The sequence below is a fragment of the Allobosea sp. genome (assembly GCF_051860145.1).
Lineage (GTDB): Bacteria > Pseudomonadota > Alphaproteobacteria > Rhizobiales > Beijerinckiaceae > Allobosea.
The window spans coordinates 397,209-410,962 of record NZ_JBHYEM010000002.1 but is presented as its reverse complement, the minus strand read 5'-3'; the positions used below and the strand labels follow the sequence as shown (position 1 = coordinate 410,962).

Annotated in this window: 14 protein-coding genes; 7 read left to right on the top strand and 7 right to left on the bottom strand. The window is 68.3% G+C overall.

What is annotated here, in order from left to right:
* Nucleotides 1-6: 6 nt before the first annotated feature.
* The 5 genes from ACTIF2_RS05210 to ACTIF2_RS05190 all read right to left on the bottom strand — a co-directional run bounded on the left by ACTIF2_RS05210 (nucleotide 7) and on the right by ACTIF2_RS05190 (nucleotide 4,804).
* On the bottom strand, nucleotides 7-975 hold the full coding sequence (locus ACTIF2_RS05210) for an ornithine cyclodeaminase family protein (protein ID WP_439495978.1): 969 nt from the start codon (nucleotides 973-975) through the stop codon (nucleotides 7-9).
* A gap of 23 nt (nucleotides 976-998) precedes the next feature.
* Complete coding sequence (locus tag ACTIF2_RS05205) at nucleotides 999-2,189, bottom strand: NAD(P)/FAD-dependent oxidoreductase (RefSeq protein WP_439495977.1); 1,191 nt, start codon at nucleotides 2,187-2,189, stop codon at nucleotides 999-1,001.
* Nucleotides 2,186-3,553, bottom strand: a complete 1,368-nt coding sequence (locus ACTIF2_RS05200) for an FAD/NAD(P)-dependent oxidoreductase (protein WP_439495976.1) — start codon at nucleotides 3,551-3,553, stop codon at nucleotides 2,186-2,188. Before ACTIF2_RS05200 ends, ACTIF2_RS05205 begins: the two co-directional genes overlap by 4 nt.
* Before the next feature lies 1 nt (nucleotide 3,554).
* Nucleotides 3,555-3,899, bottom strand: a complete 345-nt coding sequence (locus tag ACTIF2_RS05195) for a (2Fe-2S)-binding protein (RefSeq protein WP_439495975.1) — start codon at nucleotides 3,897-3,899, stop codon at nucleotides 3,555-3,557.
* A gap of 86 nt (nucleotides 3,900-3,985) precedes the next feature.
* On the bottom strand, nucleotides 3,986-4,804 hold the full coding sequence (locus ACTIF2_RS05190; RefSeq protein WP_439495974.1) for an IclR family transcriptional regulator: 819 nt from the start codon (nucleotides 4,802-4,804) through the stop codon (nucleotides 3,986-3,988).
* A 123-nt stretch (nucleotides 4,805-4,927) separates the two neighbouring features.
* On the opposite strand from ACTIF2_RS05190, the gene ACTIF2_RS05185 reads away from it, so the two are divergent.
* The 6 genes from ACTIF2_RS05185 (at nucleotide 4,928) to ACTIF2_RS05160 (ending at nucleotide 12,334) form a co-directional block, all read left to right on the top strand.
* The gene (locus ACTIF2_RS05185) at nucleotides 4,928-5,701 is read left to right on the top strand and encodes an enoyl-CoA hydratase/isomerase family protein (RefSeq protein WP_439495973.1); all 774 of its coding nucleotides are present in this window, start codon (nucleotides 4,928-4,930) and stop codon (nucleotides 5,699-5,701) included.
* Between the two features lie 88 nt (nucleotides 5,702-5,789).
* Nucleotides 5,790-6,854, top strand: coding sequence for an ABC transporter substrate-binding protein (locus ACTIF2_RS05180; RefSeq protein WP_439495972.1), 1,065 nt, complete (start codon nucleotides 5,790-5,792; stop codon nucleotides 6,852-6,854).
* A 25-nt stretch (nucleotides 6,855-6,879) separates the two neighbouring features.
* Entirely contained in the window at nucleotides 6,880-7,950 is a 1,071-nt protein-coding gene (locus tag ACTIF2_RS05175; RefSeq protein WP_439495971.1) for an ABC transporter ATP-binding protein, read from the top strand.
* Complete coding sequence (locus tag ACTIF2_RS05170; RefSeq protein ID WP_439495970.1) at nucleotides 7,947-9,701, top strand: ABC transporter permease subunit; 1,755 nt, start codon at nucleotides 7,947-7,949, stop codon at nucleotides 9,699-9,701. Before ACTIF2_RS05175 ends, ACTIF2_RS05170 begins: the two co-directional genes overlap by 4 nt.
* Before the next feature lie 20 nt (nucleotides 9,702-9,721).
* Nucleotides 9,722-11,251: an AMP-binding protein gene (locus tag ACTIF2_RS05165; RefSeq protein ID WP_439495969.1), complete on the top strand. Its 1,530-nt coding sequence runs from the start codon at nucleotides 9,722-9,724 to the stop codon at nucleotides 11,249-11,251.
* 3 nt (nucleotides 11,252-11,254) lie between these two features.
* A complete protein-coding gene (locus ACTIF2_RS05160) occupies nucleotides 11,255-12,334 on the top strand; it encodes a hypothetical protein (RefSeq protein ID WP_439495968.1) in 1,080 nt (359 codons plus the stop codon).
* On the opposite strand, the gene ACTIF2_RS05155 is transcribed toward ACTIF2_RS05160, so the two are convergent.
* Nucleotides 12,335-12,733 (bottom strand): OsmC family protein, encoded by a 399-nt coding sequence (locus tag ACTIF2_RS05155; protein ID WP_439495967.1) that lies wholly within the window; start codon nucleotides 12,731-12,733, stop codon nucleotides 12,335-12,337. It abuts the gene before it with no gap.
* A gap of 110 nt (nucleotides 12,734-12,843) precedes the next feature.
* Between ACTIF2_RS05155 and ACTIF2_RS05150 the strand changes: the two genes are divergently transcribed.
* Complete coding sequence (locus ACTIF2_RS05150; RefSeq protein WP_439495966.1) at nucleotides 12,844-13,290, top strand: PPC domain-containing DNA-binding protein; 447 nt, start codon at nucleotides 12,844-12,846, stop codon at nucleotides 13,288-13,290.
* Nucleotides 13,291-13,298: 8 nt separating this feature from the next.
* On the opposite strand, the gene ACTIF2_RS05145 is transcribed toward ACTIF2_RS05150, so the two are convergent.
* Nucleotides 13,299-13,754: an RbsD/FucU family protein gene (locus ACTIF2_RS05145; RefSeq protein ID WP_439495965.1), complete on the bottom strand. Its 456-nt coding sequence runs from the start codon at nucleotides 13,752-13,754 to the stop codon at nucleotides 13,299-13,301.

Genomic DNA, 13,754 nt, shown 5'->3' with positions numbered 1-13,754 from the left:
GATCCGTCAGCGCGCGAGCGTCTGGCCGGCCCCCTTAGAGCGAGCTGCCTCGTAGACGCTCGCGGCTACGGCGAGATCGGCCAGCGCGAAGCCGCGGAAGATGAACATGGCGCGCTGCCCGGTGTTCTGGCGCCCCAGCTTCGCACCTCCGGCAAGCTCCGTGAGATCGGCGTCGAAGCTGCCGAGCGGACCGAGATTGGTGGCGAGCGGTGGATTCTCGGCCTGCTGCTGGTGGTCATCGGTCGCGACGATGTCGAGCTGCCGCAAACTGTCCGGCCGCCAGCTTCGCGCGACATCGACGGCCGTGACGAAAGCGCCGGGCCGGAGCCAGGCCGGATCGAGGAACGGCTCGAAGCCGGGCTGCATCGGCACGCTGGTGACGACGACATCGCTCGCACGAACGACGTCGGACGGGTCGTCATAGGCATCCGCCGCAAAACCCTCCTGACGCGCATGGGTGAGGAAGAGGTCGGTGGTGCGGCGGCTGCGGCCATGGGCGCGGACCCGATTCAGCCCGGGGAGCAGCGACTTGAAGGCGGCGAGATGGGCGCGGGCCTGCAAGCCGCAGCCGATGAAGCCGATCGTGCCGCTGTCGCGCCGCGCCAGGAATTCACCCGCCGCGGCCGACATCGCCGCGGTGCGGATCGCGGTGACGAGATTGCCGTCCATCACCGCCAGAAGCTTTCCGGAGGTGAAATCGTTGAGCGCGATCATGGCGTGGATGCCCGGCACGCCGTCGCCGGTCGGCGCCATGCCGAGCCATTTCGTCGCTGCCATGCCGATCGCGGGGGAGGCGGCGCAAAGCGACTGGAAGACATGGCCGGGGCCGATCTCGAGCGCGAGTTTCGGCTTGCTCAGGGTCCGGCCCTGGTGGTGCGCCTGGAAGATCGTGCGGATGGCGGCCCGCGCGAGCGCCGGGTCGAGCCCGAGCCCGGCGATGTCGGCCTCGCCGAGATAGAGGATGGTGTCGGGCATCGTGGCGGGCTCGCGTCAGAGATTTAGCGCGGCTGTTGTAGCGGGGCGGCCGGCTGAACGGAATCGAACTCGCGCCGGAATTTCTCGTCGGCTTCGACCGGCTTGTCGAAACGCGCGATCGAGAAGGGCTCGAGCGGGGTGGGCGTGGCGCCGTCGAGGATCATTTCGCTGAGGCAGAGCCCGACGCCGGGACCGATCTGGAAGCCATGGCCGCAGAAGCCGAAGGCGTGGAAGAGGCCAGGCGTGGTCCGGCTCGGACCGATCACCGGGATCATGTCGGGCAAGTAACCCTCGATGCCGGACCAGACGCGAATGACATGGCAGCTCGCCAGCACGGGCGCGACTTTGGCCAGCGCCCGCATCGCTGCGAGCGTCTTGACTGGGGGCACCGGGGCGCGATTGGCGACGGGATCGGCGGCGCTGCGCGGATAGCCGGCGAGGATGACGTTGCCGCGCGGGATCTGGCGCATGATCACCGAGCCGTCGATGGTCTGGATCGAGGGCTCGATCAGATAGGGAAAAGGCTCAGTGACGAATTGCGGCGGGCCGGCCGGAAACAGCGGCGCGCTCTCGCCGAACTGCTCGGCGATCGCCACCGCCCAGGCGCCGGCGGCGTTGACGACATGGCCTGCGTCGATCGCGACGCCGGTATCGGTCCTCAGGGCAAAGGCATCGCCGGTCCTTGCGACCTCGGTGACACGGCAGTTCTCGACGACCGTGACGCCGAGCGCCTTGGCGGCGCGGGCGACGGCGGGCGTGACCAGGCGCGGATTGGCGGTGGCGTCGCGGGCAGAATAGGTCGCGCCGACGACCCCATCGCCGAGCCAGGGCCAGCGCCGGCGCAAATCGGCCGGGCCGAGATGCTCGATCGCGAGGCCATGGGATTCCGAGACCGCCGCATAGGCTTCGAGCTTCTCGTGTTCCTTCTCGTCGAAGGCGAGATAGAGATGGCCGGTCTGCTCGAACTCGCAGCGCTCGCCGATCAGCGTCGCGATATCCTCCCAGAGCGCCTGAGAGCGCAGCGACAAGGGATATTGGCCGGGAAAGCGGCCCTGAAGGCGCAGATTGCCGAAATTGGTGCCGCTCGACTGCGCGCCGACTACGCCCTTCTCGATCAGTGCGACGCGCTGGTTGCGTTTGGCGAGGAAATAGGCGGTCCAGGCGCCGATCAGCCCGCCGCCAATGATCGCGACATCGACCGCGTGCCGGGTCATGGCGCCTCGCCCACGGCCGATGCGAGCGCGATCGGCTTGACCGGTGCCTGGCCGCGCAGTCGCCCGGCGGCCGCGCCGACCAGGGCGCGCTCGCCGGCGACGATTTCCTGCAAAGCCGGGCCGCAGACCCGGCCCTGGCAGCGACCCATGCCGCAGCGGGTCATCGCCTTGACGCGGTTGACCTCGATCGGCCCCAGCGCTTGCGCCATGGCCTGCCTGATCTCGCCGATGCTGACATTCTCGCAGCGGCACAGGATGACGTCGTCCGGCAAGGCGCGAATCTGTTCGACGGGCCAGGCAAAGGCGCGGGCGAGGCCGGCCTGGAAATTGCGCAGGCGGGTCACGCGACGATGCCGCGCCCGGGTTTCGGCCAGCGGGCGGGCCTGACCGAGATCGGCGAGGACGGCATGGGCGGCAAGCGCGCCGCTCGCCTCGGCAGCATCGGCGCCGCCGATCGCAGCGCCATCGCCGGCGAGATAGAGGCCGGGTGCGGCGCGGCCATAGGCGTCCGTCTGCGGCAGCCACAGGCGGAAGCGCTCGTCATAGCTGAGCTGCGCGCCGGCGAGCTCGGCGAGCTGGGTCTCGGGCTTCAGTCCGTAGCCGAGCGCGACGGCGTCGCAGGCGAAGCGGCGCTCGCGGCCGGAGCGGTCGCGCAGCACCAGCGTCTCGACATGACGATGGCCCTCGATGGCGAGCGGCGTCACGCCATGCAGGACCGGCACGCCGGCCCGCATCGCGTCGCCGAGATAGGCGAGCCCCCGCAGCAGCGTGCGCGGCGCGTTCATCAGCGCGGGCAGGGCCGCGAGCTTGCGCGAAAACGGCGTGGTGTCGGCGATGACGGCGATCTCGGCGCCGAGCTTGCGATATTGGCTGGCGGCGAGCGCGAGCAGCGGCGAGGAGCCCAGGAAGGCGACGCGGCGGCCGATGAAGCAGCCCTGGTCCTTGAGCGCGACCTGCGCGCCGCCGAGCGTGAAGACGCCGGGCAGCGTCCAGCCGGGCAGGGGCGCGATCCGGTCCATCGCCCCGGTCGCGAGGACCAGCATGTCGAAGGATAGCATCGTGGCGACGCCGTCGCGAACCAGGTGAAGCGTCTTGCCGTCGATGCCCCAGGCCAGCGTGCCGGGCCGATAGTCGACTGCCGTGCGCAGCGCCTCGAACCGGGCGTGGAGCGCGGCGTATTTTGCGGCCTCGCTGCCCATCAGCGTCGCCATGTCGAGCGCGAGGCCGGGCGAGGGCCGGCGATAGCCCTGGCCGCCGGCCTGCCGGCCCTCGTCGAGGAGGATCGGGCGATGGCCTCCCGCCAGCAGCAGCTCGGCGGCGTTGATACCGGCGGGGCCGGCGCCGACGATGACGATTGCGGCCATGTCAGCGCAGCGCCGGAGCGGCTGTCAGCAGCGCCATTCCGGCGGCGGCCGGCGTGGTGCAGGCGCGCAGGCGGCCGCCGCCTTCGGTCCAGACCCAGCAATCCTGGCAGGCGCCCATCAGGCAGAAGCCGGCGCGCGGCTCGCCGCCGAATTCGAGGCGGCGCAGAAAGGGGCGGGCGGTGAGCAGGGCTGCGAGCACGCTGTCGCCTTCGGTCGCGGAGATCTCGCTGCCGTCGAGGGTGAGCCTGATCGCAGGGCCATTGCGCCCGATCGCGCGGACGAATTGCCCGGCTTGAGTCATGCCGCTGTGGTCCCCACCCTTGCCGCTCATGGACGGTTCGGCCATCGCTTCTACTTATCGATATGCGATAAATACTAGTGGATTATAGTAAGATACCATCGGGCGCTGTCAAGGCGGAGAACCGAGGGTGATCAGACCCGCGAGATCGCGTGGGCGGCGGCGATGACGAGCGACGAGAAGCGCGAGACGACCTCGTCGCGGCCATAGCGCGAACAGGAGACCGCGACGTTCACCGCCCCTTCCGGCCGGCCGCGATGATCGAGGATCGCGGCCGCGATCGAGGCGTCGCCATGGTAGAATTCCTCGAAGGCGGTGGCGTAGCCCTGCTTCGCCGCCTGGCGGATCTTGGCGAGGAGGTCGGCGCGCTTCCAGGTCGTCGAGGGCGTATGGGCGGTGAGCTCGGAGCGGTCGATGATCGCCGTCGCCTCGGCTTCAGGCATGCGGGACAGCATGGCGATGCCCGGCGCCGTGCAATAGGCCGGCATCCGCGTGCCGACGATGACGTCGGTGTTCAGCACATGCCGGCTGAGGAAGCGCGAGACGAAGATGATCTCCGTGCCTTCCGGCATGGTCAGGTTGACCGTTTCCTCGGTCTCCTTGCTGAGATGCATCAGGTAGGGCATCGCCTTGTCGACGAGCCGGTTGCCGCGCAGGAAATGGTAGCCGAGGTCGAGCGTCTTCGAGCTCAGCTCGAAACGCTTGGTCTCGCGGTCCTTCTTCAGGAAACCCAGCCTGGTCAGCGTGTGCGTGAAGCGCTGCGCCGAGCTCAGGTCCATCTCCGTGACGGAGGCGACCTGGGACAGGCTCATGGTCTGGTGCTGGCGGTCGAAGGCCGAGAGCACGCGAAAGGCCTTTTCCACCGACATCACCATCAGCGGGTCGGCGCTTTTCTCGCGCATCGCCGCGCCTGCCTTGGCGGCTGCGGGCTTTTCCGTCTCGGACATCGACATGCTGGGCACTCCTGGCCGGATCAATGGCTGTGGCGAATCCGGTTGACAAGGGGGCGGTCGCGTTCAATCATCTAATAGAATTTATCGTATGTCGATAAACTTTAATCGGATGGAGCGAGCGGCATGAAGGAATTCGTCTTGAGCGAGGTGCGCGGCAAGGTCGGCATCCTGACCCTCAACCGCCCGGCGCTGCTCAATGCCTGGAACGCCGCGATGCGCGCCCGGCTGGTCGAGGCGCTCGATGAGCTGGAGGCCAACGACGCGGTTCGCGCCGTCATCCTGACCGGTTCCGGCGAGCGCGCCTTCGGGGCCGGGCAGGACCTGAACGAGACCAAGACCTTCGATCCCGACCGGGCCGAGCTCTGGATCGGCGAATGGGAGCGGCTCTATGACCGCCTCCGTTCGCTCTCCAAGCCGATCATCGCGGCGCTGAACGGCGTCGCCGCCGGCTCGGCCTTCCAGGTCGCGTTGCTTTGCGATCTGCGCATCGGCCATCCGGGCGTCACCATGGGCCAGCCTGAGATCAATTCCGGCATCGCCTCGACCACCGGCCCCTGGATCATGCGCGAGCTGATCGGGCTCGGCCGCACCATCGACCTGACCCTGACCGGCCGCATGATGGATGCCGAGGAGTGCTTCCGCATCGGCGTGATCAACCGGCTGGTGCCGCAGGGCGAGGTCATGTCGGCGGCGCTGGCGCTGGCGGAAGAGCTCGCCGGCAAGCCGCCGGTCGCGATGCGGCTGAACCGCGCCCGCTTCCGCGAGGTGACCGAGGCCGGCTTCCGCGATTGCCTCAAGGCGGGCGTGCGCAACCAGCGCGAGGCCTATGCCACCGGCGAGCCGGCCCGGATGATGGAGGAGTTCCTCGCGAAGCGCGCGGCGCGCAAGAGCGCGTGATCAACACGAGCGCCTGATCAAGACGTCCGGACGGGGCGCAAACCGTTCAACCAGGGGATCGCGGAAAACCGCGTCAAGGGAGAGGATCATGACCAGGATTTCGGAGTTCAACCGTCGCAGGCTGCTGCAGCTCTCGGGCGCTGCGGCAGCGACGGGCCTGTTCGCGCCAGCCATCATCGGGCGCGCGGCGGCTGCGACGCAGCTCACGATCGCCGACCCCGGCGGGCCCTTCGGCCCGGCCTGGCGCAAGGCCTTCTACGACCCCTTCGAGAAGGCGACCGGCAACAAGGTCGTCAACGTCGCCCGCGAGGCCGAGCCGACCGCGCAGTTCAAGGCGATCGTCGAGACCAAGTCCTATACCTGGGACGTCTGCACGCTGACGCTCTCGGCGCGCGACATCCTGGCCAAGCAGAACCTGCTGGAGCCGATCGGCTTCGCCCATGCCGACGTCCCCAAGCTGATGCCGGAGGCGATCTCGCAGTTCTGGATGGGCACCGACGTCTATTCGACGGTCCTCGCCTATCGCACCGACAAGCTGAAGGCGGCGCCGGCGAGCTGGACCGATTTCTTCAATGTCGAGAAATTCCCGGGCCGGCGCTCGCTGCGCAAGAACCCGATCGACTCGCTGGAACAGGCGCTGCTCGCCGATGGCGTGGCGCTCGACAAGCTCTATCCGCTCGATGTCGACCGGGCCTTCAAGGTGCTCGACAAGATCAAGCCGCATATCGCGGTCTGGTGGACCGGCGGGGCGCAGTCGACCCAGCTGATCCAGAGCGGCGAGGTCGACATGATCTCGGGCTGGAATGCGCGCTTCCAGGCGGCGATCGACGGCGGCACGCCGGCCAAGATCGTCTGGAACCAGGGTCTCTACTCGATCGAGGGCTGGGCGATCCCGAAGGGCAATCCGAAGGCCGAGGCGGCGCGGCAGTTCATCAAGTTCTGCTCCAATCCCGAGCAGCAGGCGCTGTTCACCGAGGTGCTGGCCTACGGCCCAACCAATCTCGACGCCTACAAGACCGTTCCGGCCGAGCGGGCCAAGGCCCTGCCGACCTCGCCGGAGAACCTGAAGCAGATGGCGATCGCCAACGAGGACTGGTGGAGCGCCAACCGCTCGGCCGTCACCGAGCGCTTCAACAGCTGGCTCCTGAGCTGAGCCGGGTGTCGTTTCGGTGGTGACAATGCCTGGTTCCAGCGGCACGGCGCCGCCGAAGCTCATGGTCGAGGGGCTGTGCAAGCGCTATGGCGCGACCACGGCGCTCGAGCCGACGCAGCTCTCCGTCCAGGAGGGCGAGTTCCTGACGCTGCTCGGGCCTTCGGGCTCGGGCAAGACGACCCTGCTGCAGCTGATCTGCGGATTGGTCGAACTGACGGAGGGCCGCGTCGTCATCGACGGGTGCGACCAGTCGGGCACGCCGGTGCACCAGCGCGATATCGGGCTGGTGTTCCAGCATTATGCGCTGTTCCCGCATCTCACAGTGGCGGAGAACATCGCCTTCCCGCTGAAGATGCGGGGCCGGCCGAGCGCCGAGATCGGCAGGCGCGTCGCCGAGACGCTCGAGATGGTCCATCTCGGGCACCTGGCCGAGCGCTTTCCGCGCGAGCTCTCCGGCGGCCAGCAGCAGCGCGTCGCACTGGCGCGCTGCTTCGTCTACCAGCCCTCGATCATCCTGATGGACGAGCCGCTGGGAGCGCTCGACAAGAAGCTGCGCGAGCATATGCAGATCGAAATCAAGCGGCTGCATCGCGAGAGCGGGTCGACGATCATCTATGTCACGCATGACCAGGAGGAGGCGCTGGCGCTGTCCGACCGGATCTGCCTGATGAACCATGCGAAGATCGAGCAGCTCGGCACGCCGCAGGCGATCTATGAGCGGCCGCGCACCGCCTTCGCCGCCGATTTCATCGGCATCTCCAACATCCTGCGCGGCGAGTTCAGCGGCGTGAACGGCTCGCGCTGCCTCGAGACGAAATTCGGCCGCTTCATGCTGCCGCGCGATTGCGCCTGCGACGGCGAGAGTGGCGCGCTCGTGGTCCGGCCGGAGAACCTGCGCATCGGGCCTGGCGCCGAGAACCGCGTCGAGGGCCGGATCCGCGAGATCGTCTATGCCGGCTCGGAGACGCGGATCATCGCGGCGATCGGCGAGAGCGAGCTGATGACCTTGCGCCTGCCCTCCGGCGACGCGGTGCCGTCGCTCGGCGAAACCATCGCGATCGGCTGGGACAGGGACAAGGCGGTTTTGGTGCCATGAGCGCCGTCGCCGCCCGCTCCAGCGCCCTGCCGACTTGGCTCACGCGGCCGAACCCGCTCTGGCTCGCCGTGCCGGGGCTGCTCTTCCTCGCGGTGTTCTTCGCCTATCCGGTCGCCCAGCTCCTGTCGCTTAGCGTCCGCCATCCCGAGACCGGCGCGTTCAGCCTCGCCGCCTTCCAGCGCATCGCCAACACGGATGTCTATCTCCGCGTCCTCGGCATCACCTTCAAGATCGCCGGCAACACGGCGCTGTGGTCGCTCGTGATCGGCTACCCGCTGGCCTATTGGCTGGCGCGGATGCCCGAGATCTTCCGCGGCCGCATGCTGCTCTTCGTCATGGTGCCGTTCTGGACGAGCTATCTCGTCAAGACCTTCGCCTGGATGATCGTGCTCGGCCGCAGTGGCGTGATCAACAACCTGCTGACCGGCTCCGGCCTGAGCGACCAGCCGCTCGACCTGCTGCACAACGAGTTCGGGGTCATGGTCGGCATGGTCCATGCCATGGTGCCGCTGGCGGTGATGACGATGCTGCCGGTGATGCTCGGCATCGACCGGCGCCTGGTCCAGGCGGCGCAGACGCTCGGCGCCTCGCCGAGCCGCGCCTTCTGGCAGGTCTATTTCAAGCTCTCGCTGCCCGGCGTGACCGCCGCCGGCCTGCTGGTCTTCATCTCGTCGCTGGGCTTCTTCATCGTGCCGGCCTTCCTCGGCGGGCGGCGCGAGACGATGCTGGCGCAGCTCATCATCACGCAGGTGCAGGAGCTGCTGAACTGGGCCTTCGCCGGGGCACTCGCGGCGATGATGCTGGCGACGGCGCTGATCGCCTGCTGGATCTATGACCGGCTCTTCGGGATCTCGACCATCTCCGGCGGCTCGGCACAGGAGGGCAGGGGACGCATCCGCGATGCCGGGCTTGCAGTGCTGAACGGGCTCGCCATCGTGAGCAGCCGCATTGCCGATCTCAGCCGGCGCGTCGTCGGCAAGCGCGGGAACGCGCTGGCGCTGCCGGTCTTCGCCTGGATCGTCATCGCCTTCCTGGTGCTGCCGACGCTGCTGGTGATCCCGCTCGGCTTCACCTCGTCGCAGTTCCTCGAATTCCCGCCGCCGGGATACAGCCTGCGCTGGTTCGAGAGCTATTTCGCCTCGCCGCTCTGGATCTCGGCGACGATCCGCTCCTTCCTGGTGGCGGCGGCGACGGCCTTCCTCGCGACCTGCATCGGCGGCTTCGCGGCGCTGGCGCTGGCCCATAGCCGCACGCGCTGGGGCGGGCTGATCTTCGCCTTCTTCCTGGCGCCGATGATCGTGCCGCGCATCGTCATCGCGGTCGGCATGTTCTACCTGTTCGCGCGGCTCGGCCTCGTCGCGACCGATCTCGGCCTGATCATCGGCCATACGGTGCTGGCGATCCCCTTCACCATGGTCACGGTGGCGGCGATCCTGAAGACCTACGATCAACGGCTCGACCAGGCGGCGGCGACGCTCGGCGCCAACCGGGTCCGGACGCTGGCCTTCGTCACCATCCCGCTGGTCAAGGGCGGGCTGATCGCGGCCTTCCTCTTCGCCTTCATCACCTCCTTCGACGAGCTGACGATCGCGATCTTCGTCAGCGGCGGCATCAAGACGACCCTGCCCAAGCAGATGTGGGACGACATGATCCTGCAACTCAATCCGACGCTTGCCGCGGTCTCCGTCGTGGTCTTCGTCGTGGTGACCTGCCTGTTGCTGCTGGCGGAGCGTTTCCGCCGCGCCTCCTGACCGCGACCCGAGAGATCTGAATGGCCTTCGACGATCATGGCTTTGTCGGCTTGCTGCGCGAGCGCGCAGCAAGCGACCCCGGCAGGACCTATGCCCGCTTCAACGGCGATCCCGTGAGCTATGGCCGGATCGACGGCGAGGCCTCGGCCTTCGCCGCCTATTTGCGGGCGAGCGGCATCGAGGCCGGCGCGACGGTCGCGGTGATGATGCGCAACAGCGTCGCCACGCTCGGTGTCGTCTTCGGCCTCGCCAAGGCGGGGATCGCCTGGGTGCCGGTCAATGCGCAGCAGCGCGGCGAAGGGCTGCGCTATCTGCTGAGCCATTCGAAGCCGCGGCTCGTGGTGGTCGATGCCGAGCTTGCGCCGCTGGTGCGCGAGGCGCTCGACGGCACGGAGGCGCCGGCGATCCTCGTCCATGAACCGGGCGGCGGGCTCGAGGCCGTGCTCGGCTCCGGTCGGGATTTCGACGAGGCCGCGCCGCCGGCCGACGCGCCCTTCGCGATCATGTACACCTCCGGCACGACCGGCCGGCCGAAGGGCGTCATCGTTTCGCACCGCATGCTGCGGCTGGCGGCCGAGGGCGTCGGGCTGGTTTCCGCGACGAAGGCCGGCGACGTGCTCTTCGTCTGGGAGCCGCTCTACCATATCGGCGGGGCGCAGCTCCTGCCGCTGCCGATGATCCGCGACGTCGTGCTGGCGATGGTCGACCGCTTCAGCGCGAGCCGTTTCTGGCAACAGGTGCGGGAGGAGGGCGCGACCCATATCCACTATCTCGGCGGCATCCTGCAGATCCTGCTGAAACAGCCGCCAAGCGAGCTCGACCGCGCGCATGGCGTGCGGATCGCCTGGGGCGGCGGCTGCCCGACCGACATCTGGCCGCAGTTCCAGGCCCGCTTCGGCGTCGAGATCCGCGAATGCTACGGCATGACGGAAGCCTCCAGCATCACCACCTGCAACGACAGCGGCGTCGTCGGCGCCGTCGGCAAGCCGATGCCGTGGTTCACCGTCGAGCTGCTCGACGGCGCAGGCCAGCCGGTGCCCCAGGGTGAGCGCGGCGAGATCGTGGTGCGCAGCAGCAAGCCGGGCGCGATCTTTCCCGGCTATCTCGACAATCCGGAGGCGACGACAAAAGCTTTGCGCAATGGGGCGCTCCATACCGGCGACCTCGGCTCCTTCGATGCCGCCGGCAACCTGATCTTCCATGGCCGCATGACCGACAGCGTGCGCTGCCGCGGCGAGAACGTCTCGGCCTGGGAGGTCGAGCATGTCGCGGCCGAGCACGAGGCGGTCGAGGATTGCGCGATGATCGGCGTCGCCGCCGAGATCGGCGAGCAAGAGATCAAGCTCTTCGTCAAGCCGCGCGAGGGCGCTATCGTCGATCCCGCTGCGCTCTCGACCTGGCTCGGCGAGCGCCTCGCGCCCTATCAGAACCCGCGCTACATCGCGCTCGTCGACGAGTTCGAGCGCACCGCGAGCCAGCGCATCATGAAGCACAAGCTCTCGCCGCGCCGCGACGACTGCTTCGACCGCGCCGCCCAGCAGAGGCAGTAAGCCATGACATGCGACATCCTGCTCTCCGGCACCGGCAGCTTCGCCGCGCGCATCCTGTTCGACATCGCGGCGACGGCGCAGCGGCCGGTCAAGGTCGTGATCGCCGGCCGCAATCGCGAGCGCCTCGACTGGCTCAAGGTCGCGGCGAATGCCCGCGCCTCGATCTTCGGCAGGCCGGCGCGGTTCGAGAGCCATGAGATCGACCTGCTCACGGAGGGCGCGGCGACTACACTGATCGAGGCGACGCGGCCGAAGGTGACCGTGCAGGCTGCCTCGATCCAGACCTCCTCGGTGATCGCGCAGACCGGCAATGCCTGGACACGGCTCGTCGCAGAAGGGGGCTTGAGCGCGACGGCGGTGTTCCAGGCGCTGATCACCAAGCGGGTGGCGGAGGCGATCACGGGGCTCAGCCACGAGACCGCGCTGGTCAATTGCTGCTTCCCCGACGTCGTCAACGGCATGATCGCGGCGCTGGGCCATGAGGTCGCCTGCGGCATGGGCAATGTCGCGATCCTGTCGAATGTCTTTGCCGGTTCGGGCGCGGTGCCGGACGGCAAGCGGCTCAAGGTGCTGGCGCATTACCAGAATCTCGGGGCCTGGCGGCGACCGGCCGCGTCACGCTCCGGGCCGGCGCCCCGCGTCTGGCTCGACGAGGCCGAGATCGGCGACGTCTTCGCGACCTTCGCCTCGGTGAAGCTGACGCCCGAGCCGGTCATCGACATTTCCGGCGCCAGCGGCGTGCCGATGCTGCTGGCGATGGCGCAAGACGGGGGCTGGACCGGGCATGTGCCGGGTCCGGGCGGATTACCGGGTGGTTACCCGGTGTCGCTTGCCGGGCGCCGGCTGGTCCTCGACCTGCCGAAAGGCCTGTCCGAGGCCGAAGCGATCGCCTGGAACGGCGTCTTCGAGGCGCGCGATGGCCTCGTCGCCGAGCGCGATGGGCGGGTCCGCTATACCGGCAAGCTGCATGACGGCTTGCGCGCCCATTCCGCCGAACTGGCCGAAGGCTTCCAGATGCGCGAGATCGAGGATGTTTGCCGCGCCATGCTGGAGTTGCGGACGCGCCTGTCGACGACGGCCTGATCAGGCAGCGTCATCGCTCAGCGATGTCGCGATATCGGCGCCTTCCTTCAGGGTGAGGGTGACCGGCGTCCGTTCGGCGATCTCGGCGAGGCGCGCCCTCTGCTCCGGGGACAGGTCGCCGGTGAGGGTGATCACCCGTTCGATCCGCGAGCGCTTCTCGACCTTGGCGTGATGCAGGGCGATGTCGACCGCCTGCAGGTCCCATTGCTTGCGCTCGGCATACATCCGCAAGGTGATCGCGGTGCAGGCGCCGAGGCTGGCCAGGAGCAGGTCATAGGGGGCGGGACCGGCATCGCGCCCGCCCAAGGCCGCCGGTTCGTCGGAGATCAGAATCCGGTCATCGACCTTGATGGTCGTCGCGAAATTCGTCGTTCCGATATGGGCTGTCGCGCGAGCCATGGCAGCATCCTTCGAGGGGGTTGAAGAGGGGCGATCGAACCCCGCCGGCCTTGCCAGCGCCTGGCGGGCAAAGGCTATGGTGCAAGATAGAAGAACAGGGAGGAAGGCGAATGTCGAACGATGCGGCAAGGCATGGCCTCAAGGCGATCCGGACTCCGACCGGCCACCTGATGGTGCTGCGCGAGGGAGCCGACGTGCTCGCCGAGATCGCGACGCTTGCCGAGCGCGAGGCCATTCCGAGCGCCAGCTTCGTCGGCATGGGCTTCCTGAGCGAGGTCACCTTCGGCTTCTATGATTTCGGCAAGAAAGCCTTCGATCCGAAGAGTTTCCGCAATGTCGAGCTGGCCAGCATGACCGGCACCATCGCCTGGCAGAACGGCAAGCCCTCGATCCATGCCCATGGCGTCGTTGCAGGCGCCGATTTCATCGGGGTCGGCGGGCATCTGCTCGGGCTCACTGTGGGAACCGGCTCGCTGGAGATCACGATCATCCGGCACGAGACGCGGCTTGAGCGCATCGTCGATCCCGGCATCAAGGCGAATATCCTGCAGCTCTAGGCGCCGCTTCAGCCGGGTTCGCCGGCGATGACGCCCTTGCGCAGCAGGAAGCAGCCATAGGGCCGCGGATCGCCGACCTGGATGACGGCGAAGCTGGCCTTGGCGGCCTCGTAGAAGGCGAAGCGCTCGATGCCGAGGCAGGGTGTCGAGCGGCCGGCCGCGAAATCGATCTCGGCCTGCATCTCGGCCTGGACGGCCGGAATCTCGTCCGGGTTGCCGACGACCTCCATCCGGCGCACCGGCCCCGGCTCGAAATCGTCGAGCGGCAGCACGGAGAGGATGGCGCGGGCGGCGCGGGCCATGCTCAGGCCGGGCAATCTGATCAACCGGCCGCTGGTCGTGCCGGCCGCGATGGTCTGCGCCGGATGGTTGGCGTCGACCAGCGCCAGATCGTCGCCATGGCCCATGGCCGCCAGCACCCAGAGCAGATCGGCGCTCAACACCGGGTCGAGACCCTTCAGCAT